25 protein-coding genes are annotated in these 22,303 nt (G+C 34.8%); all 25 read right to left on the minus strand.

Features of this window, described 5'->3' with window-relative positions; translation table 11 throughout:
* Positions 1–389: 389 nt before the first annotated feature.
* The 25 genes from M9897_08895 to M9897_09015 all read right to left on the minus strand — a co-directional run bounded on the left by M9897_08895 (position 390) and on the right by M9897_09015 (position 22,298).
* Positions 390–1,067 carry a hypothetical protein gene (locus tag M9897_08895; protein ID MCO5268996.1) on the minus strand — a complete coding sequence of 226 codons (678 nt, stop codon included), beginning with the start codon at positions 1,065–1,067 and terminating at the stop codon, positions 390–392.
* Positions 1,033–1,653 (minus strand): outer membrane lipoprotein carrier protein LolA, encoded by a 621-nt coding sequence (locus M9897_08900; protein ID MCO5268997.1) that lies wholly within the window; start codon positions 1,651–1,653, stop codon positions 1,033–1,035. Before M9897_08900 ends, M9897_08895 begins: the two co-directional genes overlap by 35 nt.
* Positions 1,654–1,656: 3 nt before the next feature.
* Entirely contained in the window at positions 1,657–2,412 is a 756-nt protein-coding gene (locus M9897_08905) for a polysaccharide deacetylase family protein (GenBank protein ID MCO5268998.1), read from the minus strand.
* Positions 2,405–3,466 (minus strand): beta-ketoacyl synthase chain length factor, encoded by a 1,062-nt coding sequence (locus M9897_08910; protein MCO5268999.1) that lies wholly within the window; start codon positions 3,464–3,466, stop codon positions 2,405–2,407. The genes M9897_08905 and M9897_08910 overlap by 8 nt, the downstream gene beginning before the upstream one ends.
* A gap of 7 nt (positions 3,467–3,473) precedes the next feature.
* Positions 3,474–4,667 carry a beta-ketoacyl-[acyl-carrier-protein] synthase family protein gene (locus M9897_08915; GenBank protein MCO5269000.1) on the minus strand — a complete coding sequence of 398 codons (1,194 nt, stop codon included), beginning with the start codon at positions 4,665–4,667 and terminating at the stop codon, positions 3,474–3,476.
* Positions 4,668–4,670: 3 nt separating this feature from the next.
* Complete coding sequence (locus tag M9897_08920) at positions 4,671–4,928, minus strand: phosphopantetheine-binding protein (GenBank protein ID MCO5269001.1); 258 nt, start codon at positions 4,926–4,928, stop codon at positions 4,671–4,673.
* Positions 4,929–4,937: 9 nt separating this feature from the next.
* Positions 4,938–5,540, minus strand: a complete 603-nt coding sequence (locus tag M9897_08925; protein ID MCO5269002.1) for a 3-oxoacyl-ACP synthase — start codon at positions 5,538–5,540, stop codon at positions 4,938–4,940.
* The gene (locus M9897_08930; protein ID MCO5269003.1) at positions 5,540–6,691 is read right to left on the minus strand and encodes a beta-ketoacyl synthase; all 1,152 of its coding nucleotides are present in this window, start codon (positions 6,689–6,691) and stop codon (positions 5,540–5,542) included. The genes M9897_08925 and M9897_08930 overlap by 1 nt, the downstream gene beginning before the upstream one ends.
* 1 nt (position 6,692) lies before the next feature.
* Positions 6,693–7,136 (minus strand): acyl-CoA thioesterase, encoded by a 444-nt coding sequence (locus tag M9897_08935; GenBank protein MCO5269004.1) that lies wholly within the window; start codon positions 7,134–7,136, stop codon positions 6,693–6,695.
* Positions 7,111–8,385 carry an ABC transporter permease gene (locus M9897_08940; protein ID MCO5269005.1) on the minus strand — a complete coding sequence of 425 codons (1,275 nt, stop codon included), beginning with the start codon at positions 8,383–8,385 and terminating at the stop codon, positions 7,111–7,113. The genes M9897_08935 and M9897_08940 overlap by 26 nt, the downstream gene beginning before the upstream one ends.
* Complete coding sequence (locus tag M9897_08945; protein ID MCO5269006.1) at positions 8,378–9,118, minus strand: ABC transporter ATP-binding protein; 741 nt, start codon at positions 9,116–9,118, stop codon at positions 8,378–8,380. Before M9897_08945 ends, M9897_08940 begins: the two co-directional genes overlap by 8 nt.
* Positions 9,119–10,117: a BtrH N-terminal domain-containing protein gene (locus tag M9897_08950; GenBank protein MCO5269007.1), complete on the minus strand. Its 999-nt coding sequence runs from the start codon at positions 10,115–10,117 to the stop codon at positions 9,119–9,121.
* On the minus strand, positions 10,110–10,511 hold the full coding sequence (locus tag M9897_08955) for a hypothetical protein (GenBank protein MCO5269008.1): 402 nt from the start codon (positions 10,509–10,511) through the stop codon (positions 10,110–10,112). Before M9897_08955 ends, M9897_08950 begins: the two co-directional genes overlap by 8 nt.
* 358 nt (positions 10,512–10,869) lie before the next feature.
* Entirely contained in the window at positions 10,870–11,325 is a 456-nt protein-coding gene (locus tag M9897_08960; GenBank protein ID MCO5269009.1) for an ABC transporter permease, read from the minus strand.
* 10 nt (positions 11,326–11,335) lie between these two features.
* Positions 11,336–11,776, minus strand: coding sequence for a hypothetical protein (locus tag M9897_08965; GenBank protein ID MCO5269010.1), 441 nt, complete (start codon positions 11,774–11,776; stop codon positions 11,336–11,338).
* A 4-nt stretch (positions 11,777–11,780) separates the two neighbouring features.
* The gene (locus M9897_08970; protein ID MCO5269011.1) at positions 11,781–12,920 is read right to left on the minus strand and encodes a beta-ketoacyl-ACP synthase III; all 1,140 of its coding nucleotides are present in this window, start codon (positions 12,918–12,920) and stop codon (positions 11,781–11,783) included.
* Between the two features lie 4 nt (positions 12,921–12,924).
* Positions 12,925–13,833, minus strand: a complete 909-nt coding sequence (locus tag M9897_08975) for a dialkylresorcinol condensing enzyme DarA (protein MCO5269012.1) — start codon at positions 13,831–13,833, stop codon at positions 12,925–12,927.
* A 60-nt stretch (positions 13,834–13,893) separates the two neighbouring features.
* Complete coding sequence (locus M9897_08980) at positions 13,894–14,442, minus strand: 4'-phosphopantetheinyl transferase superfamily protein (protein MCO5269013.1); 549 nt, start codon at positions 14,440–14,442, stop codon at positions 13,894–13,896.
* Between the two features lie 68 nt (positions 14,443–14,510).
* Entirely contained in the window at positions 14,511–16,013 is a 1,503-nt protein-coding gene (locus tag M9897_08985) for a VWD domain-containing protein (GenBank protein MCO5269014.1), read from the minus strand.
* A 101-nt stretch (positions 16,014–16,114) separates the two neighbouring features.
* Positions 16,115–17,728, minus strand: coding sequence for a phosphoenolpyruvate carboxykinase (ATP) (pckA, locus tag M9897_08990; GenBank protein ID MCO5269015.1), 1,614 nt, complete (start codon positions 17,726–17,728; stop codon positions 16,115–16,117).
* A gap of 107 nt (positions 17,729–17,835) precedes the next feature.
* Entirely contained in the window at positions 17,836–18,231 is a 396-nt protein-coding gene (locus tag M9897_08995; protein MCO5269016.1) for a DUF423 domain-containing protein, read from the minus strand.
* Positions 18,224–19,867: a DNA repair protein RecN gene (locus tag M9897_09000; protein MCO5269017.1), complete on the minus strand. Its 1,644-nt coding sequence runs from the start codon at positions 19,865–19,867 to the stop codon at positions 18,224–18,226. Before M9897_09000 ends, M9897_08995 begins: the two co-directional genes overlap by 8 nt.
* Positions 19,867–20,769, minus strand: a complete 903-nt coding sequence (locus tag M9897_09005) for a DUF4835 family protein (protein MCO5269018.1) — start codon at positions 20,767–20,769, stop codon at positions 19,867–19,869. The genes M9897_09000 and M9897_09005 overlap by 1 nt, the downstream gene beginning before the upstream one ends.
* Positions 20,766–21,965, minus strand: coding sequence for a bifunctional phosphopantothenoylcysteine decarboxylase/phosphopantothenate--cysteine ligase CoaBC (gene coaBC / locus M9897_09010; protein ID MCO5269019.1), 1,200 nt, complete (start codon positions 21,963–21,965; stop codon positions 20,766–20,768). The genes M9897_09005 and coaBC overlap by 4 nt, the downstream gene beginning before the upstream one ends.
* A gap of 15 nt (positions 21,966–21,980) precedes the next feature.
* Positions 21,981–22,298 carry a DNA-directed RNA polymerase subunit omega gene (locus M9897_09015; protein MCO5269020.1) on the minus strand — a complete coding sequence of 106 codons (318 nt, stop codon included), beginning with the start codon at positions 22,296–22,298 and terminating at the stop codon, positions 21,981–21,983.
* Positions 22,299–22,303 lie beyond the last annotated feature (5 nt).

Below are 22,303 nucleotides of genomic sequence, written 5' to 3' on the forward strand. Positions count from 1 at the left end.
GGTTTGGCGCAGAGAACACGAAGTTTTTTTTGAAACACATAGGCACATAGGGAACATAGAGGATTGGGGTGTTCTAAATATGAAGATAGAATGATAATCGCCAATCGCTAGGACGCGCATTATATTTTGACGAAGTGAATATGAACTGAAAGCTACTAAAAATGGAGATAGTTCTGTAGCTTTAGCGGAAGAAATCATCGACATTTTCAGCTTTCAGGAATATTCACAAGGAGAAATATACAGCGCTAGACCCGTACAGCTGTCGGGATTTTTTGTTTCTTTTTTGGGGCGATGCCAAAAAAGAAAGCCAGAAAAGTTAATAGTCAATAGAGAAAATATTGTTTGTTTAACTGCAGAGGGCGAAAAGCTTAGCTTTCTTTGCGGTTACCTTAATCCACCGCCTTAAACGTCATCACGATAGGCATTTTCTTTGACTCAAATCGCAAGGAATCAAGTTGAATAGAATCATCCGGCGTATTTGAAGTATAAAAATCAACTTCGGCTATAGTTTTTCTTCTTTTAGATTGAATTATTTTAGAAAGCACTTGTTTATGATTAATCATTAAAAAAACAGTTCTATTATTCAATGAGGACTTATATCTTGTAGGAATACTCTCAATATAGGATAAGGTCTTAGGCTCGCACATGTTATCAATTCTTTTAGGATATCTGAAAGTTAGTTCATACTCTGACTGTGTAATCAACTGAAAATACTTCTTCAACTTGTTGACGATTATTTTCTTGTTTAAATCCTCTATAACATAGTGCACGATTACCTCCTCTCCTTTAAATTCAAAATCCATCAAGGTATTTCCAAAGTCGGAAACAAGAGCCATACGTGCATGTTGATCACCTAGGCGTTTCAATAAGAAAAAACCATGTAAATCGTTGCCATAAACTTGTATGCTAGCATCGTATTTGTACTCAGCTTGAGGTTCATTAAAATAAGGAACTACATAGCGTTCATTCATCTTATTCGAAATTCCTTCTGCATGCTTTGGACTACAAGAAAGGATAAGAAGAAGAATGCTACTAATTAGTAAAGATTTTCGGGTCAATTTTAGCATTGATTTCCTTATTTACAAACGTGATTTCTGTATAATCCCCAGAAGGTTCAATCAGTTTTACTTTAGAAACCGTAGTTTCATTATTCGGAAAGTAAAGAAATACTTCCTGTATATATTTTTTTAGTCCTTTATCACTTGGTAAAAACTTTGCTAAGGTTTGATTTCCCTCTTTAAAGTAGCTGATTACAAATTCCTTGTCGTTAAATAATTGACCATTTACACTTCCTGAAATAAGCTTATTGATACGCTTAAACACTTCATTATTAGCGTTTACAGAGTTCTTTTTACCGTTATCATCAATATATACCATATTGTTTTTAAAGATGATACTATATTTACTTGGAGATGTATATTCCCATTTCAAGAATCCTTCTTCATTTAAGAACATCTTTCCTTTGGAAATTACATCGTTTGACATAAAACTAAGGTGTTTGTTTTGGTTGAAATCAGTTTTCATGGATTTCATTTGCTTTGTACCTTGTTCTATCTTTGATTTGAATGCTTTAACTTCTTCAGTTGTCAATTGTTTTTGACTATACGTAATCAAACTGAAAATTGTAAATAAGCACACTACTACTCCTTTCATAATTCATTTTTTTAGTATTTCTTCTATTGAAACACAGGTAAAATTGTGTTCGCGAAGATATAACAATAATTGCTCCAAAATACCTGAAGTTTGCTGTGCAGTATCATGTAATAGTATAATACTACCCGGCTTTAGTTGTCTCGTAATGCGATTCAACACTTTTTTTTCATCGTGAATCGCAGTATCCAAGGAGCGTATGTTCCAGCCAATTACGTGATGTTTCGTTTGCAACAAAGCTCTACGTATCATTGGGTTGGTGACTCCAAATGGTGGTCGAAACAAGGTAGATTTTCGTTCTGTATAAGCTTCAATCAAGTCATCAGTTTGCGTAATTTCATCCACCAACACTTCTTTTTTGGTAAATCCTATCTTGGAATGAGAATAGGTATGATTTCCCAGAGCATGTCCTTCTGATACGATTCTTTTTGCTTGATCTGGGAATTTCTCTAGGTGTTTACCAATACAGAAAAAACTAGCTTTCGCATCGTATTTCTTTAAGACATCCAGTACCCCGTCCGTAAACTCAGATGGACCGTCATCAAACGTGATAGCTACTTGATTTGCTGAAGTCTTAAATGATGAAATAGCGTTGATATGATAATTACAACGAACTGTAAAAGAGCCAATTGCCACTAGTGATATCCATACAAAAAAAGCTATCAAATAATAGCCTAGTGGGAAATCATACAGAAAATAAGCGAATCCATAAAAGATTGTAAATAAACCAAAGCCGATATAGCCAATTTGGTGCTTAGACATTTCTTACAAGCATTAAACTATGATCTTTCCCTCTATATTGATTATACATTAAGATAGTACGAATCGGAGTTTGTATGTTTGCTTTATCCTTTAATAAAATCTCAGGAAGATGTTGGGTTTTTAAAATTTTAGCTGCAATCCATAGGGAAACAGCAGGTGCAGTCATAAAATCTCCAAATAGATGTTTATAGAAAGCTTTAGGAATTTGGGGTGTTTCTTGTTCTACGATATCGTAGGCATCATCAAATTGACTATCTCCATTATTTCCTAAAAGAATTAAATCTATATCCTCTAAACTTAAGTTATTGTACGCAAGGAATTGTTCGATGAAAGGTTTTAGTTTATCGTTACTCACTCTATTGCGTTGAGTTACATCAACTAATTCTGCATAAGAAGAAGACTGTAATTGGTCACTTAACACAAAAAAGACAGATCCCTCACTAGGTACACATCCAACAGAACGTTCTTTCAGGATATTTCCTGGGGCTTTACCTTCGTCTTTATAGTGATGAATGCTGCGATACAAGAAGTTCGTATAATTTGAAAGCTCATCAGTCCCTCCTATCAATACATTTGATTTATGGTTCTGAATTTTCATCAAACCATCTAATAAAGCAGACGAAAAAGAAGCACCTCCATTTACATAAGTCACGTTATAGGCTTTGCACTGAAGTCCTAAAGCAATTTGTCCCGCAACAGTATTATGAGTAGATTGAATAAAGGAAGTTGGAGTTAAATATTGTTCATCATTATCCAGTAATGAAGTCAAGAACTTCTCTGAATCTTGAATACATCCTAAGCCGGTTCCAGTGATAATCGCATCAAGTTCTGTAACACCAGCCTCTTCCATTGCAAATTTAGAAGCTAATACACCACTTTTTACAGAAGTGCTCATTCTTCGTAAAGCTCCTGCTGGGATATACGGTTTGTAATCAGGATGTAACATGCGTAACTCAAAGTGTTCAGAGTGATCAATAGCATTCTCTAAAAAACCAGCATCTGTGGTGTTTTGAGCTGTAATACAACCGAGACCATTGATATAACACTTCTTCATATTACTTTTAATTACAGAATATTAAACTCGAGCAATTACCTCCAAATCCGAAGGAGTTTGACATCACTGCATTAATCTTTTTCTCACTAATTTGTGTTTCAGGAATTAAATCAAACTCTTGCATTTTTGTTTGAAAATTCAAGTTTGGTAAAATGATTCCTTTTTGAAGGGCAAAAATACTATAAATCGCCTCCACACTTGCAGCTGTAGCTAGCGTGTGACCTGTAAATGGCTTTGTAGAACTAAATGGAGGCACATGATCTCCAAAAAGTTGTATCATAGCTCTTCCTTCTGACAAATCATTGTTTGGCGTAGCAGTTCCATGCACATTGACATAGTCAATATCGCTTACGCTCAATCCTGAGATTGCTAAAGCTTCCTTCATTGCTAAATAAGCACCTTCTCCATTTTCCGAAGAAGCTGTTTGATGGAAAGCATCGTTGGAATTAGCATATCCTGCTAAATAGGCTATTGCCTTGGCCCCTCTTTCTTGTACAGATTTATCAGATTCTAAAATCAAGTATGCTGCACCTTCTCCTAAATTCAGTCCTTTCCGATTATCATCAAAAGGTTGGTTATAGGTGTCGGAAAGAATCATCAAAGTATTAAATCCATTCATAGTGAATTTACACAAGGCATCCATTCCTCCAACAATCACTTTATCTATACGTCCAGCTTCAATAAGTCTAGCTCCCATCATAATAGCATTCGCTGCTGATGAGCAAGCAGTACTAATCGTTGTAACGTAGCCCTCGATACCTAAATCTTGAGCAATCAATTCTGTATTACTACCTGCATCATGTACATCAATATAATGGCGATGTTCCTCATTAACTTGGAATTCTTTATAATACTGTTCAATGACATCCATTCCACCTACACTGGTAGAATTGATAAAGCCTATGGATGATAAATCGTCTTTGGTGAGTCCTGCACATTGAATAGCCTCTTGGATAGCGATACGGCCTAGCATAGCTGTTCGCGAGTAATCATTCAACTTTGGTATTCCTAGTTGTTGAATTAATTCTTCGTTTGTTTTCTTAATCTCTCCAACGAGAATAGAATCTGCTAGACGTGTTGGAACGTTCTCTATTCGAGAAATACCATTTTTTATTGCCAATAAAGATTGGAGATTTTCTTCCACACTCATTCCAATGGAAGAAACCATTCCCATTCCTGTTATGGCAATTCTTTTATGCATGTTTTATTTTGTTCTATTTGCAGCAATGTACTCAGCCATTGTGTTGATGGATTCAAATATTTTCTTACCATCTTTAGAATCTGTTAATTTAATTCCATAATCCTTATCTAGAATAATAATTAACTCTAGTGCATCAATGGAATCCAATCCCAATCCTTCTCCAAAAAGGAAAGAATCATCTTGAATATCGTCTGGTGTAAGGTCTTCTAAATTTAATGCCTCAATGATTTTTTCTTTTAATTCTCTTTTTAAGTCTTCCATAATCTAAATTTAATCGTACAAATTTAATAAATTTTCTTCAGTTAAAGCAAGTCCTTCTTTGGGTTCAATTAAAAACATAAAGCCGTCGTAGGAATTACCATTTACTTCTAACCATCCTCCTAAAACTGATGTGCATTTCCCCAAATCAATCATTATACGGGCATAATCAATCATAAAAGATGGATTGAAGTGGTCAAATATAAAAAAAGAATTCTCACTTCTCAAGCTATATTTGATACTAATTTCACCCAATGCAATATTTGGAAGTGTATAAACGAAATTTCCAGGGCGAGCTCCCGCTATTCCATCTTCATCTATGTTCTTTTGATGCTCTCTATCTATATCAATGCAAGAAGATTTATTACTCAAGAGCAAGGCAGTATTTGAATCAAGACTCTCTCCTATATTATCCAGCATTAAGCTTCCCATTACCAGCGATAATTTACACAAAGGATCCATTTTGTAGAATTTTGGATAATCCCCTGTGAATTCTTTATATGCAGCTTTGATAAAGTCTAAAAACTCTGTTTGTTCGCCATGGAATATCTCTTTTCCATTCAGGTGAATTTGCTGATTACGAATACGGCAATATTGAGTAATTTGATGTTCCATTATTTCACCTTTTTAAAGATTACCGCAGTATTGGAACCACCAAAACCAGATGCTGTTTTTAATATATAGTTAGTTTCTTTTGGCAATAAGTGCATATTCACATTCAAGGGCAGAGTTAACCCATGCTCTTGAAAATTAAAATTTGGTGGGACTAAATTCTCGTCTGCAAATCGTAAAGAAATTACTGTTTCTAACAAACCAGCAGCTCCTAAGGTATGTCCAAAACACGGTTTTAAACTTGTAACTGGGGTTTCTTGTAAGTTGGAGCGATTAAAAGCCTGAGCTTCCATTTCATCGTTGTACATAGTGGCTGTACCGTGAGATGAAATACAATCAATCAAAGAGGCATCTATATTCGCTTCTATGAGTGCACTTTGAATACTTTGATAAAGTCCTTCACCAGTTCTGGATGGACCGGAAATATGGTTAGCATCATTCACCGAACCATCTCCTACAATTTCATAAGGATGTGCAAAATTCTTCTGTTCCTTAGAGATAAACATGACTGCAGCAGCTTCACCTAAAGTAATTCCATCGCGATTTTTATCGTAGGGCTTGCAAGGTTGTGAACTCACCGCTTGGAAGGCTTGAAAACCTGAAAACACAAAACGAGAGAATAAATCTCCACCAATCACTAAGAAATGATCATAGGTTCCAGCTTGTATCAAACGCTTAGCTACAGAAATCGCCATAATTCCAGAGACACATGCATTGGATAAAACAATTGGAGGACTTTGAATTCCTATCGTAGCAGCTATCTTTTGAGCTAAATCTTGTAAATAATAAGAAACTGAGGAATCGTTTTCTAAGGACTCTATATTTCCTTTAGTGGTTGACAAAATTAAGCCACATCGTTTATTTAATTTAGTCTGAAAAGTAGGAAGTAAGCGATGAATAGTGACAAGTAACATCTTTTCAAGAGTGGTAAATTCTCCCTGATAAGCAATTTGGCTAAATTCCTTATCTAAAACTGTCTTATAGATGATGGCTCCTTGAAACTCAGTTTCTGCTAAATTCGAATCTGAATGTAAGTGAATCCCCGACTCCCCTTTTTTAATCCCCTCCACATTTTCAGATAAGGATATTCCCATAGGAGTAAAACATTCTCCTCCTCCGGTAAAAACAGAAATATGTCGTTGAGAATTGTTCATTCTAATAATTCACTTTCTTTTTCCAGTCTTCGTAAAATTGGGGTGAATATAAGGCTAATTCTCCCTTCAAATCAACAAAAACTTGAATTGTTTTTCCTTCACAAGCTAAGAGACCATCCTTGTTAAATACTTGATAATGCATAATCACTTTAGCTGTAGATGTTTTTTCAATAGAGGTTACCACTTTAAAATATTCCGCATATTTCAAGGTTACTTTATAATCACAAGATAGATGTACAATAGGAGTCGAAAAACCATTGTCGTATATACTACCATAATCCAATTTGTGTTTACGTCCAAAAGCCTCTCTACCCTTCTCAAAGAATTTCACATAATTCCCATGCCATGCAATACCTAGTGGGTCTGCATCGTGAAATGAAACGTAAGATTCGTAAGTAGTTGTAAGATGCTCTACGATCTTAGGCAAGGTTGACTTTCTTTTCATAGAAAATAGAAATTAGGATATTGATTATAAAGAATACGGACAAAAACAGTAAGTATGGAGCTAAAAGCACCAAATTAGTATCTCGTAAAAGTACGTTATAAAAAGCTTCCAAGCCCCAGTTCATCGGCGATATACTTGCTACCTTTTGCATGGATTCAGACATGGCATAAACAGGAAACCAAAGCCCTCCAATCGCAGCCAGTACTACCACAGATGTGGACCCGAAAGGTGCTGCTTGCTCCAACGTTTTAGCGAAAGTTCCTATTAAAACTCCAAACCCAACAGCAGCTAAACCAGAAAAGAATGCTACAATAGTCAGATACACTAATTTACCCTCAATTTCTAAAGCAGGTAGATCCATCAATGGAAATATGTAGATACTAACCAATAACATTAAATAGAACTGTATCATGCACACCAAAAGATATACGATTATTTTGCTCGCCATTAATTGAATGGGGCGCACGGGCAACGTACGTAAACGCACATAAGTGCCCTGATTCTTTTCCTTAACCATGTTGATAGACAAAGGAATAACTATCAAAAACATAGCAAATAAAGCCCATGCAGGCATATTATGCTGAATTGGGCTTGGTGCAATTGCATCTTCATCTACGTCCAGCGTTTGCTCGTTAAATCGAATCAGTTCATCTTCCATCATAAAACTTAAATCCGCTTCAAATTCACGTTCAAAAGATTTATAAATCATGGCTGTTTCCATTTCTGAGGTTATGCGATTAATGTTGGTGCGTATATCAGACTTAATACTTTCGCTAATAATAGGATCAAAGAAGATTTGAACTTCCTTTACAACTATCTCTTCGTCGCTTATCTCTCCTTCAAAAATAGGTGCAACCTGACTGAGAATCTTTGCGATATTCTGATCTATTTTTAATTGTGCATTCTTAGAGAAATCGGCTGGGATAATCATCAATACTTTTTGTTTCCCCTGTTCAATAGCCTCTTTTCCGGATGTTTCCGTTAGAGTTTGTCCATTGATTTGCTCTATAAATTTGATGTTATTCTCTTCTTCAAGTTGTTTTAGTAACTCTTTAGATAAATTTTCTTTATCATTGTTAATCAGAAGAATAGAAATTTTTGATTGATCATCTTTAGTCTCTATACTATATTGAATGGGTGTAATGGTTAAGATTAAAATAACTGGCATTAGAAAGATGATAATCAATCCAAAAATATCTCTTTTCAAGAGAATCAATTCTTTCAATATGGCATGATAAACCTTAAACATTCTTTGTGTTTTCTACAAATATTTCTTCTAAAGACATCTTATTTTCGTGCATATCTAAAATCTCTTGAGTTGTACCTGTAAAGCTTATAACTCCTTGATTTAAGAGACCGAGGTGTGTGCAAAAAGTTTGTGCTTCATGCATCATGTGAGATGTATAGAAGATACTTACTCCTTCTTTTTGATTTAATTCTTCGAGGTAATTGATAATAAACTGTTTAGAATTCACATCTACTCCTACAGTAGGTTCATCTAAGAATAACAACTGAGGTCTATGCAACAAACCAGCTAATAGATTGATTCTACGCTTCATACCTCCTGAAAATGATTCAATTTTTCGATCTGCAAAATCAGTTAAACCCATGCTTTCCATTCCTTGCTCGATACGACTTTTTAAATCCTTTCCTTTTACACCGTATAAGCTTCCAAAAAACTCTAGATTCTCTTTAGCTGTTAGTTTTGGGTAAATAGCGTATTCCTGTGGTACCATTCCCATTATATGGCGGATTTTACGGATATCTCGTACCAAATCGTATCCTTCAATAGTTACCTTTCCATGCTGGAGAGGTAATAAACCTGTCAGAATAGAAATAAGTGTTGTTTTTCCTGAGCCATTAGGTCCTAATAGCCCGAAAATGGATCCTTTTTGTATATCCAAAGAAAAATTCTCCAAGACCTTAAAATCAACGCCTGGATATTGTTGTGAAAGATTCTCTATATGAATACTCAAACTCACTTATATGATTTTCTTTAAATCTTTATAAAACTGACGTTCTTTATCAGCAATGCCGTGCATTAACACGGATATATCTTGATATCCCTCATCACTCTTATCTCTATTTTTGCATAAACGTGAAGCACGCAAAGCAAACTCCCTCCAATCATCCCCAATGGCTGTCATACGCTCTGAAAATTCATTTAATTCAGGTTTATTTAGATAATCCATAGCTTCTTGAAGGAATGCAGCATAGACGAATCTAAAACCTCCTCCTCCAGTGCCAATCTCCTCTTGCATACGTATGATTTGAGCCAAATAATGATTCGTTTTCTTTTTACCATCATGCTTCAGCCAATATGGAATTTTATTAGCAACGAAATCGATTCCGTTAACACCTACAAAAGGTACAGGTGCTTGCATGTGATTAATTGTCTGTGTAATTCCTCGCTTAATTGCCTTCGGGAAATCCAGTTCCTTTGGGAAAGAAATGGGGTAATACATGTGACCTTTAGGAGCAAATACACCTTTGGCAAAACGAGCTCTCTCTAATTCTCGTTTAGTCATGATATTCGTAGTTTCCATGACTGGATCACTCACTAAATAATCATCCCCTTGCTTTCCATAAACAGCAATATTATGCGCATTGAAGTGGAAACGATAATAATCTGGTAAATAACGTAAATAGAAAACTCCCACTTGTAAACCTGTTACAATACCTTTCTCTAGGTTTCTATCTAGCGCTTCAAATGATTTTTCAGGATTGGAGAACTTCTCACGTTTATATTCTATCCCTAAACGTTTAGCTGTACGCGAGAAAATAATTCCCGGCATAGGACGATAGCTTACCGCTGGAGCTTGATTTACACGCAAAAAGGGAATGTAAATAAAGAAAATTCCAGATCCTATTCCAAAAGCCATAGGCTCACTGACATCAATTCCATTGTACTTAAATAGATTAGACGTCACGCCATTCTCACAATGCGCCGACTGATGATGTGTAAACTCTAGTTTATTCATTAAAATTTGTCAATTTTTGAATATCCATATCAAACACATCCGCATACTGCTTCAATATAGATTCTTTTAAATTTTTAAAAACATTGGGTTTAAAATGACGTTTGATGCGCCATTTCGCCATCCCCATATATCCAGCCAAAATGGGTAAATCCATCTTGGAAATAATCATAAAATAATAAATGGGGCTTTTTTCACCTTGATAAACTTCTTTTTTTGCGATTTCGGCTCGTTGAAGTATATCTTCCATCGTTAAATCAAGAGCAATAGTTTTTGCTTCCCAACCTGTGCTAAGTCCGGTAGCATATTTCCCATCTTCATCCACTGCATAGCACAATTCTTTCATCTGCTTTTGCTCCAAACTACTTTTATCTTGTGGTATGTTTTCTTTTTTCATTTGTTTGAATTAAAAGAATTACAAATATAATCTGTTTTTGTTTACAGAGTGCATGGATAGCGGGAATTAAGTACTGATAATTATAGGGGCGAAAGTTATAAAAAAGAAGCCTAGGGTTTCAAAACTCCCCCTTTGGAGGGGGTTGGGGGGAGGAATCTTTTACTCAAACGAATGAAACACTTTTTCCACTCCCCCTTTGGAGGGGGCTGGGGGGAGGAATCCTTTACTCAAACGAATGAAACACTTTTTCCACTCCCCCTTTGGAGGGGGTTGGGGGGAGGAATCCTTTACTCAAACAAATGACAAACACTAAACCCACTCATACTCTCTTCTAGAATGTATGGTACTCTACAGCGTTTTAAGGAATAATAATCAGAGTAAACATGCAATGCGCAATTTTTTCGCCGTTACAGTAAGTACTGCAATCCATTTTACAGTTATATAGATTCTCGACAGGGTGCATAGTAACTAATTCGCCTTTTGTTTCTATAATTGCTCCTACAGGTGGAAGGGAGAATATTTCTGCTTTTTGAATTTTAGAAATAAACCCTTCAACTCGATAATTTTCATCGTAATTTTGTTTTTCAAAATGAGGCCAACCTACGATACCAGAGCATGTCTGAGCAGCATTTTCTATCACCCCTGTTTCATTAAAGCAGCCATTTTCAATAAAAACATTGTCAGCGTCAATTTTAAAGTTTGTATGGATAATCTCTTTAGTGATATAAGTCACAAAATCCACCATTAGCATTGGTTTTCTATGTGGTAAAAAACGTTGCATATTGATAGGATAATCCAAACTTATTTTTGCCATACTGTATATTTTAGTTAGCTGGAGTTTCAGCTGCTATAAAAGTTTTCATTTTAGAGGTAAAAATCACTTGATTATTAAGCAAAATCTCTCCTTCTACTAGGGTAATTCCCATAAATTCTTGAATAATTTTCACACGGGTTTCTAACACTTCTCCAAGTTTAGGGAAATCACTAATAGAAAGATTTGTAACATTACCTATATATCCAACTGGAGCAATTTCATCCCGAATGTAAAAACCGTAACTTGTATGCAACGCGATAGATTGTGCAAAATTTTCAATCAATCCCGATTCATTCATTCTTCCATCTTCTAAGAATAAATTATCTTCTTTAATTGTAAAATGAGTCACCACTTTTTCTTCATCATAATAAGCCAAAGCATCTACCATTGCAAATGGAAATTTTTGCGGTAAAAGTTCTTTTACTTTTGCTTCGGTAATAATGGAATTCATTGACTTATACTACAGTTAATAAAGAATATACATAATTAAATCGAGCGCTTTCAGGAACAGATAATAATATCTTATCACCTTTCTTCAATTTCCCTGAATTCAATAGTTCGTCAAACATTAAAAAGATAGAACCTGCGCCAACATTTCCTACTCTATCCAAGTTAGAGAAAAATTTATCTTTTGAAATATTCAATCCTGCTTCTAAAATTCCATCCAGTAACTTATCCTTGAAAAAATAAGAAGATATATGAGGTAAAAAATACGTAATATCCTCCCCTTTCAGGTTGTGTTTTCTCATCACATTACCGAGACTCTCAACGCCTTTGGAAATAATATTTTTATCTAATAATTTCACATCTTGTTTCAATGCGAAAATAGAATGTTCACTCCACTCATTAGAAGGATAATGGCTCCATGGAATAAATTCTCCATCTTCCATTTTATCAGCACCAGCATACATGCATGTCTCTATCTCATTCGCAAATGATTGACCATCCACCCATTCTACTTCAATATTTAATTCGCTATCAGGATTTGGCTTGTTTTCCAATAAAAAAGCACCTGCTCCATCAGATAGCATCCAACGAATAAATTCTTTCTGAAAAGAAAGGATAGGTGTTTTTTCTAATGACTCAGCGATCAATAACTCATCTTCAAATTTGTCTTGTGACATCCATGTAGATGTACGTTCAGACCCTGCTACTATTGCATTATCGCTAAGTCCCGCATAAACAGACATAAATCCATATTTGAATGCAGCCATTCCCGCAGAACAAGCCCCCGACACTGAATTGATTTCCAAATTAGAATTCAGTCCCATGAGTCCATGAACCATAGCTGCATGTGAAGGCAATAATTGATCAGGGGTTGTTGTACCTACCGATAATATTTGAGCGTCTTTCATTTGAAATCGCGAGTCAAACAATCTCTTTACTGCTTCGTATGTAATTTCAGCATTCGTATGTGTAATTTCTCCTTTTTTATTTATAGCATAATACCTAGTAAGAATCCCATTATTCCTCAAGATAATGCGTTTTACTCTACTAGAACCGTTGAGAAGTCCCAATACTTCTTCCATTTCCTCATTTGAAATGGGAGGATTTGGCAAAAAATTCGATGTCTTTGTAATATAAACTTTATTCATAAACCTACACAACTCCTGTATAGTACAGTCTTTTCTTTTTAGTTTTATTAATTCTTAACGGATATGCCATTAAGAACAAAATATATACGATAGGTGAAATTATCCATATCGCAGTTAGCAAATATATCTTAAAAAATGTCACTTTTAATGCTCTATTTGAATTACTTTTCAAAATAAAGTTAGACCATTTTGTGAACATCTTATTAGCTGTTTCATCCATAAAGATAATAAATGGTGTACAAGGAGTACCTCCATTATCAATTATATTGTTTTGCAAATCATGATAATTATCTTTATTTGCAGCTTCCAATATTAACTCTCCAAATTTAGACGAGTTCTTAATATCGGAATCGGAAACTCCTGGTAAAGGAAAAATACCATATTTTTTATCTTTCTTCCCTCCCATCATCCAATGTGCGATGGTTACTACACTCACGTGATTCAAGTGCTTGTCCACCAATGCAATCTGCCCTACTAAAACACCACCTACATTCTTTATAAAGCCTTTGACCTTTTCTTGCGCTTTTGCCCACATGTTTCTACAACCTACTACAGTGATGACTTTCTTTCCTTTTAATAATTTTTCTGCAAAAGGAGATTTCATAAATGAAGTAAATGGAATAGATGGAGTTAGAAACCATATTTGATAAGCTAAAATCACTAAATCGTATTCCTTATTGAGGATTTCATCTTCAGGATGATGGATAGGTATTGGAATTTGTCGAAAAGATTCTGGAAATGCATTATAAAAATCCTTACTCTTCCAAGGAAATGTATAGTCTTGAACAGGTTTTATTTGATAATAGTCAATGTTATAATTATTTGATCCAACAAAGGGCATACAAAGATTGTCTGCAATCTCTTTAAGTTGACCAGTTTGTGTATAATATATAACCAAAACGTTTCTTTTCATTTGTAATTTAATCTATAGCTACGAAATGAAGCGCAAAGATAATACTATTTTATTTTTCTACTAATTTAATGTCCACATCAACACAAATTGTTTTGATTCTAAATACGAGAGTTTATAAAGTTTATTATCATGCTCTAGCACTATTTGTTTTATTGGAGTCTGAATACTCAAAATAGTTACATTATTTTTTAAATCTGGAATCTCTCCTCCCATCTTTTTATAGAAAGCCTCTTTTGCTGACCATATTAAATATAAGGCCTGCTCATCACTCAAAAAACACTCTTCTCGTTCATTTATAAAATAATTTCGTCCTTTCGATAATTCCCCCTTGTAACGCTGAATATCAATACCTATGTTTTCATTGGATAAATAAATAGCATATAAGCCTTGACTATGTGAAATTGAAATATTTAAAAATTTTGAATTCTTTATAATGGCAGGGCCTCCGTTTTGATGTTTTACAATAGCTCCGGGAAAATAGTGTTGTATTTTTTTAAGTATTTCATCTCTTTCCACCTCCTGTTTTGAAGCATTCGCAACTTTATTTGGATAATCTATATCTTCCCAATAATAAATAATGTGGTCTGTATTTACTTCAATCTTATTCATTCAAAAAAAAATTAAACTCTAAGTTTCCCTAGAGTTTAATTCAAATATAATATTAATTCTTCAAATTACTAACGTGCTGTACGTGTAGAAGGTGGTGTAGAAGATGTATTGGGTCTTCTTGTTGAAGTATTGCCTTGAGGTGTTGTTGGGTGTCTATACGTAGGAGGTGTTGTCCTTGTATAAACAGGTGCATGATGAGTTGCAGCTGCACCAGCTGCTGCTCCAATAAGTATTAAAGTACCTGATTTAGCTACTTCATTACCTACTTGCTTCACTGTATTCTTTTGAGCTCTATCATCATTCACCTTTGGTTCAGTCTCAATCTGTTTTGCTGGCGCAACATAATCTTGATTATAGGCAATTGGTTCTAATCCTAAATGTCCATAATCATATACTGCTCCAAATAAGTCTTCTTCAGCAACACCAGCTTCTTTAGCTTTTCGTAAACCTTCTGCAATTTGTGCATCATCCAATTCAGCTAGAGTCATGTGAATTTCAGGAAACCTTACTTCATCCTCAATATTTGTCATGCGAGTTGTAAAAGTTGATGTATTATCATCTAATTGAAACTGACGGCCATATTCTCTAGAAATAAACACCAAATCACGCGTTGCTCTATCCATCACAATAGGATTCCTTCTATTGGCACCAAAAATATCATCATAATCAGTAGAAATTTCTCCTCTTGTAATTTCTGCCCCTGATTCAGAATCACGGACTACTAAATCATTTCTTATCCCATCATTATTTCCCAATAGACCGCGATAATCGCTTTTACATTTAGGAACGATTACAGCCAAATCATACAGTTGTTTACCTTGAAATTTTCGAACACTAGCTTTCATTTGTTCCCCAGTAGGCCATTTTACAGTATGTGCATTATTTGCATAAGTCACAACACCACCTTGAGGAAGCACAAAATTAGATTTCACATTTGGCATTTGTTGTCCGTTTATAACGAAGATAATTTCTCCATTATGCTCATCAATGGAAAGCATTTCAACCTGATCGCCGTTAACATTCATAGAAACCGCACCGTTTAATGAAATACTTTTATTTAGTCTCACTTGCTGTGTTTGAATCATAAATCGATTATCAGAAGAAGCAGTCAATAAATAATCACCTGCATTTTGAAAATCAAAGCTTTCCCCATCATACGTTCTCATGTGGGGATCTCCATTCGAGTCGCCTCGAGAAGTAGAGCTGCAACGAGAACTTTTAACTACTTTCAGCCATTCTTCCCAATAGTATTGTTCATTTCTACCAGCATTACGCTCATTTTCCAATTCTTGTTGCGCAATTCTCTCTAAGCGGTCAACTCTCTGATCTCCCATAGATTGAAGTAATTCAAAAGGAGTCTTTTCTAGACCTTGTGGTCTGTGAGGTTGTTCCGAATTCATTACTAATGCATTCACGCTGTTGTATAAATATGCACCATTTGTTGCATTCCAAGCGGTAAAAATTTCCTTGATATGATCCGAATCCCTTTGTTGATAAGGAACAGGATTTGTTGTGTTTGCCCAAGTTGCTAGGACAAAGAGATTTGTTAAGAGTAGAAGTATATTTTTCATAGAATTAATTTTAAAGTTGAGTTTCACATTGCAATATTTATACCAAAAAAAAACCACTTCAAAATGAAATGGTTTTTTTGTAGTATAGTTATTTCTTCAAATTACACTAACACTTTTGGTGCAGCAGCCAAGATTTCTTGAGTTACTCCATTTTCAAAAGTTTCGAAGTTTTTAACGAATGCTTGAGCTAATTCATTTGCTTTTCTATCGTAAGCCACTTTATCTGTCCAAGTATTTTTTGGATTTAAGATTTCAGTTGGAACATTAGGACAAGCAGTTGGCATCATTAGATTAAATACTTCATCTTTTGAATATTCAACATTATCTAAGCCACCTGTTAAAGCCGCAGTGATTAAAGCTCTTGTATATTTTAAGCTAATTCTATTTCCAACGCCGTAGCCACCACCAGACCAACCTGTGTTAACTAACCAAACGTTTACATTATCTTTTTCTATTTTTTCTCCTAACATCTCAGCGTATTTTCCTGGATGTAATGGTAAAAATGGAGCTCCAAAACAAGCAGAGAATACAGTTTGAGGTTCAGTTACCCCAGCTTCTGTTCCTGCAACTTTTGCTGTATAACCAGAGATAAAGTGGTACATAGCTTGTCCAGAAGTCAATTTAGAAATCGGAGGCAATACACCAAATGCATCACAAGTCAAAAAGAAAATATTTTTTGGATCTTTTCCTTTGGAAGGATTCATAATATTGTCAATATATTCAATTGGATAAGATACACGTGTATTTTGAGTAATGCTATCATCCGCATAGTCAGGAGTTGAAGTTCCTTCTACGAATCCAATATTTTCAAGGATAGCACCAAACTTAATAGCATTATAGATTTGTGGTTCATGCTCTTGAGAAAGGTTAATTGTTTTTGCATAGCAACCTCCTTCAAAGTTAAATATACTTCCATTAGGAGCCCAACCGTGTTCATCATCTCCAATCAATCTTCTTTCTGGGTCTGAGGATAAAGTTGTTTTTCCTGTTCCTGATAAACCGAAGAACACAGCAGCATCTCCATCATGACCAACGTTTGCAGAGCAGTGCATAGAAAGCACATTCTTTTCGTGAGGTAGAATAAAGTTTAATGCAGAGAATACACCTTTTTTAATTTCACCTGTATAAGCGGTACCACCAATGATAATCATCTTTTTCGTGAAGTTCAAAATAGCAAAATTCTCTTGTCTTGTTCCATCAATTTCAGGAATCGCATGAAAATTAGGTGCACAAACGATTGTCCACTCAGGATTAAAGTTTTCAATTTCACTATCTGTTGGACGAAGGAACATATTATATGCAAACATGTTAGACCAAGGTAATTCAGTCACCACGCGCACATTCATTCGGTAGTTATCATCTGCACACACATAAGAGTCTCTAACATATAGATTTCTTCCCTCTAAATAAGCAGTCATACGGTTGTATAAAGCATCAAATTTATCTGCATCAAACTTGATATTTATTTTTCCCCACCAAACTGCATTTTCAGTTTTTGCATCGCAAACAATAAAACGGTCTTGAGGCGAGCGTCCAGTAAATTTACCTGTTTCAACAGCCACAGCTCCTGAATCAGTTAATCTACCTTCACCCATTAATATAGTGTCTTCTACTAATTCTGCTGGAGTTAGATTCCAAAAAACACTGTCTAAATTATGTAAACCAAGACTCTTTTCTAAATCGGCATTTGAACCTTTTTTACCAAATTCATTCATTTTTATCTATTTTTCGTTTTTTTCGTGTTGCAAAGGTACGGCATTCAAAAGTTTTCTCCTTATTTTTTAAGTATAATTTTCAACAAGGCAAACAAATTGTTAATAACTTACCTTGTATATGTTCTCAAAAATTTAATGAGTAAAATAAGCCATCCTAATATCATAAACAAACCACCTAGAGGTGTGATAGGCCCCAGAAATTTAATGTTTTCTATACCTAAAGAGGGTAATAAAGTGAGTGCAAAGATAGAACCTGAAAATAAAACGGTACCCCACAAAACAGCACGATAGGTAACACGTACATTAAAATCAAATTTATGAACTACTCCAGCTAATGCCATAAAAGCAATTCCCGTATAAATCAGATATCTAACCCCTACCTCAAAGCTTTTAATTCTTTCTGGAGTAACACCAACTTTTTCTAAATAATGTGCTCCCATAGCACCTAAAACAATTCCTAAAGGAATAAAAATAAGGCTTACTAATATCAGTTTTTTATCCATTGTACAATAAATTTTTTGCGTTTAACAAAGCTGCTTCTGTTACTTGACTGCCGCTCATCAATTTAGCTATTTCCACTACTCTCTCTTCTTGTGATAATGCATGTAGAAGTGTTTTTGTAGTACCTTTTTCCTCTTCTTTTTTAACTAAAATATGGTTACTTCCTTTACTGGCAACTTGAGGTAAGTGAGTAATTGCAATTAGTTGCATATTTTTTCCCATATTATGAAGATGAATACCTATTTTTTCAGCCACTTCTCCTGAAACTCCAGTATCTATCTCGTCGAAAATAACAGTTGGCAACTGCTTTTTTTGAGATAACAGATACTGCAAAGCAAGCATTAATCGTGAGAGTTCTCCTCCCGACGCTGCTTTTTCCATTACTTGAGGAGCTATTCCCTTATTGGGTGCAAAAAACAGCGTAATATCATCTATCCCATCAGAAGTAAGAGTTGTTTCAGCAAAATCGAAATGAATTGTCGCATCTTTTAATTTGAGCTGATTCAACAAGCCTGACACATTGTTTTCTACCGATTTTGAAATGTTTTTTCGTTTAGCTGAAAGATCCAAAGCTAAAAGTTGTGCTTTTTGATTTAAGGTGTCAACTTCTTTCTTCTTTTCGCGAATAAGTTCTTCCAACTCTTCTATGCCTTGTATGTCATTTGATAATTGACCAAAGAGAGTAAATAATTCATCTTGAGTCGATAAATTATGCTTTTTAAGAGCGGCAAAAAAAGCGTCCAGCAAATACGTCTTTTCGGCTAATTCTTCGGAATTCATATCTAAATTCCCCAATTCATTATCTGCCGTATCAGCAATATCTTTGAGTTCGACAATTACCGATTGAATTCTCTCCAATAGCAGTTGAATGGTAGTATCTTTTACAGATATGTTTTTTTTAACCAAATTCAATAAATCAATCGCGCCATTTTCAGCTTGCAAAGAAGAAGCAATAATACCAAAAGCGTTTTGGATATCTTCTAATTGAGAGGCTCTTTCAACATCTGTTTGAATGTGAGCGTAATCTCTTTTATCCAAATCTAATTTAGAGAGTTCTTCTAGTTGAAATTGATTAAAATCTTGTTCTAATACTAATTTAGACTTATTTTCCTCTAGTTTTTCAATTTCTGCTTGTAACTGTCTGGCTTGTTTGTATGTGAGCCTTAGGTTTTCTAACAGTTCACCATTCTCTGCTAAAATATCTAAAATAGAGCATTGAAATTTTTTATTTCTTAATTCTAAGGTTTGGTGTTGGGAATGGATATAAATCAACCGTTCAGCTAAGGATTTTAAATCGGATAATTGTACGGGAGTGTCATTGATAAAAGCACGTGACTTACCCGAATTATGAATCTCTCTACGAATAATTGTAGTTTCTTCCCAATCCCAATCATTCTCTTCAAAAAAGGACTTATACGTATTTGGATTCAAGGTGAATTCTGCTTCAACACTTGTTTTGTAGCTTTGGTCACGAATTACAGAAAAATCGGCACGTTCTCCTAAGATTAATTTTAATGCTCCTAATAGAATTGATTTTCCGGAACCTGTTTCTCCAGTAATAACAGTAAACCCATTACGAAATAGTATCTGAGCATTTTCAATAAGTGCAAAATTATGTACCGTTAATTTGGTAAGCATTACTGAAGGATTTCTTGGTACTTTGAAGTATTTACTGGGTCTATTTTTTTCAATAAGTTAAGCATATCCGCCTTTTGTTTTGGCTCAGCGTCTGCAAAGATGCCTCCTATCTCATTTCTTTTAGCCGTTAAGAAATTAATCAAATTTACAGATCCAGGGCGTGTATTGTTGACTTTATTTAATTTTTCTAAAGCTGCTTGAATTTCATTTCTAGCTTGAATTTTATTATCATACATTACATCTAAACCTTTACGATGATAATCATAAAAACATTCTCTTAAAGGAGCAAACAATTCCTGAAGAGAGTTATCTATTAGCCAAAATCTACTTTTTTGATTTTTAGCATCAGACCTCCATCCAGAAGACATACTACTCTGCGCTAGGGTTACTATATTCTGTGCCTCTCTTAAATAAGGTGTTCCTCCATTCGGGGCAAAGGAATCTCCATCTAAGCCAATAATATAATAAGCATAAAAAGCCAATACAGAGGTCAAGTTATCTGTGTACTGGTTTTCAGAATAAATCACTTTAGTTCCTCTTCTATAATTAAACGCTATATCTTCATCTAAGAAATTAAAAACTGTTGTATTATAAGATGAATTAAATACGGGACGCGTGGATTGCACTTGCAAGGTTGCTTTATAGCTTCCTCCACCACTCACTTCAATGATAGACAATTGCATAGCACAATTTATTCTTTCTTCCACATTGTATTGATCTTTAGTCCAAACGGTATTATTCATCAATTCATAGATGGACTGTTCCAATTCTTTTAAGATTTCTTTCTCGGTAGTTGTTATATCTAGTTTTGGGTTAGATTGAACAGTAACCTGACAGTTTAATTCTTGCGCAGATAATTGGAATGCGCTAAGAATTACTAGAAGTGATGTCAATAATTTCATTTTTTTATACTCAATAAATGTTCAATGATATGTTGTGCTGCTATCTTCTTTGAAGATAACTCAAAAGTAGTGATTTTATTGTTTTTATCCAATAAGGTAATCTTATTTGTATCATGACCAAATCCAGCCCCTCTATCTTCCAGTGAATTAATCACGATCATATCTAAATTCTTTTTCTTTAGTTTTTCAGCTCCAAATTCTACAGCATTATTAGTTTCTAATGCAAAACCAACTAACCATTGAGAAGGTTTTTTAATTTCCCCAATCGATTTTAACACATCAGGATTCTTTACTAGCTCAATAGTTAGTGTATCTGAATTTTTTTTAATTTTTTGACTAGCCACATCTTTCGGTCTGTAATCTGCTACAGCTGCAGCAAATATACCACCTGTACATGTCGGGAAATATTTTTGGGTTTGCGCTAATAATTCTTGTGCTGTTTTGATATCAATCCTAGTTAGATTTTTATGATAAATAGTAAGTTTAGTAGGACCTGTAATTAGAATCACCTCTGCCCCCCTATCTAAACACTCTTGAACTATAGCAAACCCCATTTTACCTGTCGAGTGATTCCCTATAAAACGAACTGGATCAATTTGTTCATAAGTTGGACCTGCTGTAATCAAGATAGTTTGACCCTCCAACGAATTCTGTTTAGCAAAGAAGTGATTGATTTCTGATAGAATCGTTTCAGGTTCTGCCATTCTACCCTTACCCACAAGACCACTAGCTAAAAAACCTTCTTCAGCAGGAATGACATGCACACCACGCTTGGCTATTTTTTCCAAATTCTCTACTGTGGTTGCATGTGCATACATATCCAAATCCATAGCTGGTGCAATCATTACGGGACATCTAGACGAAAGGTAAACAGCACACAACAGATTATCACAATAGCCATTAGCTAATTTAGCCAATGTATTTGCAGTAAGTGGTGCTATTACCATTAAATCTCCCCAAGAACCCAAATCCACGTGGTTAGTCCACACGCCATCATCTTGGTTCCAGAAATTGATATATGCTGGGTTTTGAGAAAGTGTAGAAACGGTAAGAGGTGTAATAAAATCAGAAGAGGCAGGAGTTAAAACACATTTAACTTCTGCCCCTTGTTTTTTTAATTCTCTTATTAGGATTGCGATTTTGTAAGCTGCAATTCCACCGGTAATTCCTATAACAATTCGCTTACCTTGTAACATTACGAAGGCGAGAGATTATTCCTCTACCGCTTTGAAAGTGATTTCACCTTTCTCAAATTCATCAACAGCCATTGCAACAGGCTTAGGCAAACGCTCATAGAATCTGGAAATTTCGATTTGCTCTCTGTTTTCAAAGATTTCTTCTAAGTTATCAGTAGAAGAAGCGAATTCTTGCAATTTACTTGTAAGTTCTTCTTTTAAACTAGCATTAATTTGATTAGCACGTTTAGAAATAACCACAATAGATTCATAGATATTACCTGTATCTTTTTCCAAATCTACTACATCACGAGTGATTGTTGATCTTTCTGCCTTACTGTTTTTAAAACTCATATTCA

The organism is Brumimicrobium sp., assembly GCA_023957385.1.
In the GTDB taxonomy this organism is placed as follows: domain Bacteria; phylum Bacteroidota; class Bacteroidia; order Flavobacteriales_D; family Crocinitomicaceae; genus Brumimicrobium.

Excerpts from the sequence above, each read along its gene's own strand:
- M9897_08900 (MCO5268997.1), bottom strand. The coding sequence starts at position 1,653 with ATGAAAGGAGTAGTAGTGTGCTTATTTACAATTTTCAGTTTGATTACG.
- M9897_09000 (MCO5269017.1), bottom strand. The coding sequence starts at position 19,867 with ATGCTTACCAAATTAACGGTACATAATTTTGCACTTATTGAAAATGCT.
- M9897_08960 (MCO5269009.1), bottom strand. The coding sequence starts at position 11,325 with ATGGCAAAAATAAGTTTGGATTATCCTATCAATATGCAACGTTTTTTA.
- M9897_08915 (MCO5269000.1), bottom strand. The coding sequence starts at position 4,667 with ATGCATAAAAGAATTGCCATAACAGGAATGGGAATGGTTTCTTCCATT.
- M9897_09015 (MCO5269020.1), bottom strand. The coding sequence starts at position 22,298 with ATGAGTTTTAAAAACAGTAAGGCAGAAAGATCAACAATCACTCGTGAT.
- M9897_08985 (MCO5269014.1), bottom strand. The coding sequence starts at position 16,013 with ATGAAAAATATACTTCTACTCTTAACAAATCTCTTTGTCCTAGCAACT.
- coaBC (MCO5269019.1), bottom strand. The coding sequence starts at position 21,965 with ATGTTACAAGGTAAGCGAATTGTTATAGGAATTACCGGTGGAATTGCA.
- M9897_08975 (MCO5269012.1), bottom strand. The coding sequence starts at position 13,833 with ATGAAAAGAAACGTTTTGGTTATATATTATACACAAACTGGTCAACTT.
- pckA (MCO5269015.1), bottom strand. The coding sequence starts at position 17,728 with ATGAATGAATTTGGTAAAAAAGGTTCAAATGCCGATTTAGAAAAGAGT.
- M9897_08930 (MCO5269003.1), bottom strand. The coding sequence starts at position 6,691 with ATGAACAATTCTCAACGACATATTTCTGTTTTTACCGGAGGAGGAGAA.
- M9897_08925 (MCO5269002.1), bottom strand. The coding sequence starts at position 5,540 with ATGGAACATCAAATTACTCAATATTGCCGTATTCGTAATCAGCAAATT.
- M9897_08970 (MCO5269011.1), bottom strand. The coding sequence starts at position 12,920 with ATGAATAAAGTTTATATTACAAAGACATCGAATTTTTTGCCAAATCCT.
- M9897_08995 (MCO5269016.1), bottom strand. The coding sequence starts at position 18,231 with ATGGATAAAAAACTGATATTAGTAAGCCTTATTTTTATTCCTTTAGGA.
- M9897_09005 (MCO5269018.1), bottom strand. The coding sequence starts at position 20,769 with ATGAAATTATTGACATCACTTCTAGTAATTCTTAGCGCATTCCAATTA.
- M9897_08905 (MCO5268998.1), bottom strand. The coding sequence starts at position 2,412 with ATGTCTAAGCACCAAATTGGCTATATCGGCTTTGGTTTATTTACAATC.
- M9897_08965 (MCO5269010.1), bottom strand. The coding sequence starts at position 11,776 with ATGAATTCCATTATTACCGAAGCAAAAGTAAAAGAACTTTTACCGCAA.
- M9897_08955 (MCO5269008.1), bottom strand. The coding sequence starts at position 10,511 with ATGAAAAAAGAAAACATACCACAAGATAAAAGTAGTTTGGAGCAAAAG.
- M9897_08980 (MCO5269013.1), bottom strand. The coding sequence starts at position 14,442 with ATGAATAAGATTGAAGTAAATACAGACCACATTATTTATTATTGGGAA.
- M9897_08910 (MCO5268999.1), bottom strand. The coding sequence starts at position 3,466 with ATGAAGAAGTGTTATATCAATGGTCTCGGTTGTATTACAGCTCAAAAC.
- M9897_08940 (MCO5269005.1), bottom strand. The coding sequence starts at position 8,385 with ATGTTTAAGGTTTATCATGCCATATTGAAAGAATTGATTCTCTTGAAA.
- M9897_08935 (MCO5269004.1), bottom strand. The coding sequence starts at position 7,136 with ATGAAAAGAAAGTCAACCTTGCCTAAGATCGTAGAGCATCTTACAACT.
- M9897_08950 (MCO5269007.1), bottom strand. The coding sequence starts at position 10,117 with ATGAATAAACTAGAGTTTACACATCATCAGTCGGCGCATTGTGAGAAT.
- M9897_08920 (MCO5269001.1), bottom strand. The coding sequence starts at position 4,928 with ATGGAAGACTTAAAAAGAGAATTAAAAGAAAAAATCATTGAGGCATTA.
- M9897_08895 (MCO5268996.1), bottom strand. The coding sequence starts at position 1,067 with ATGCTAAAATTGACCCGAAAATCTTTACTAATTAGTAGCATTCTTCTT.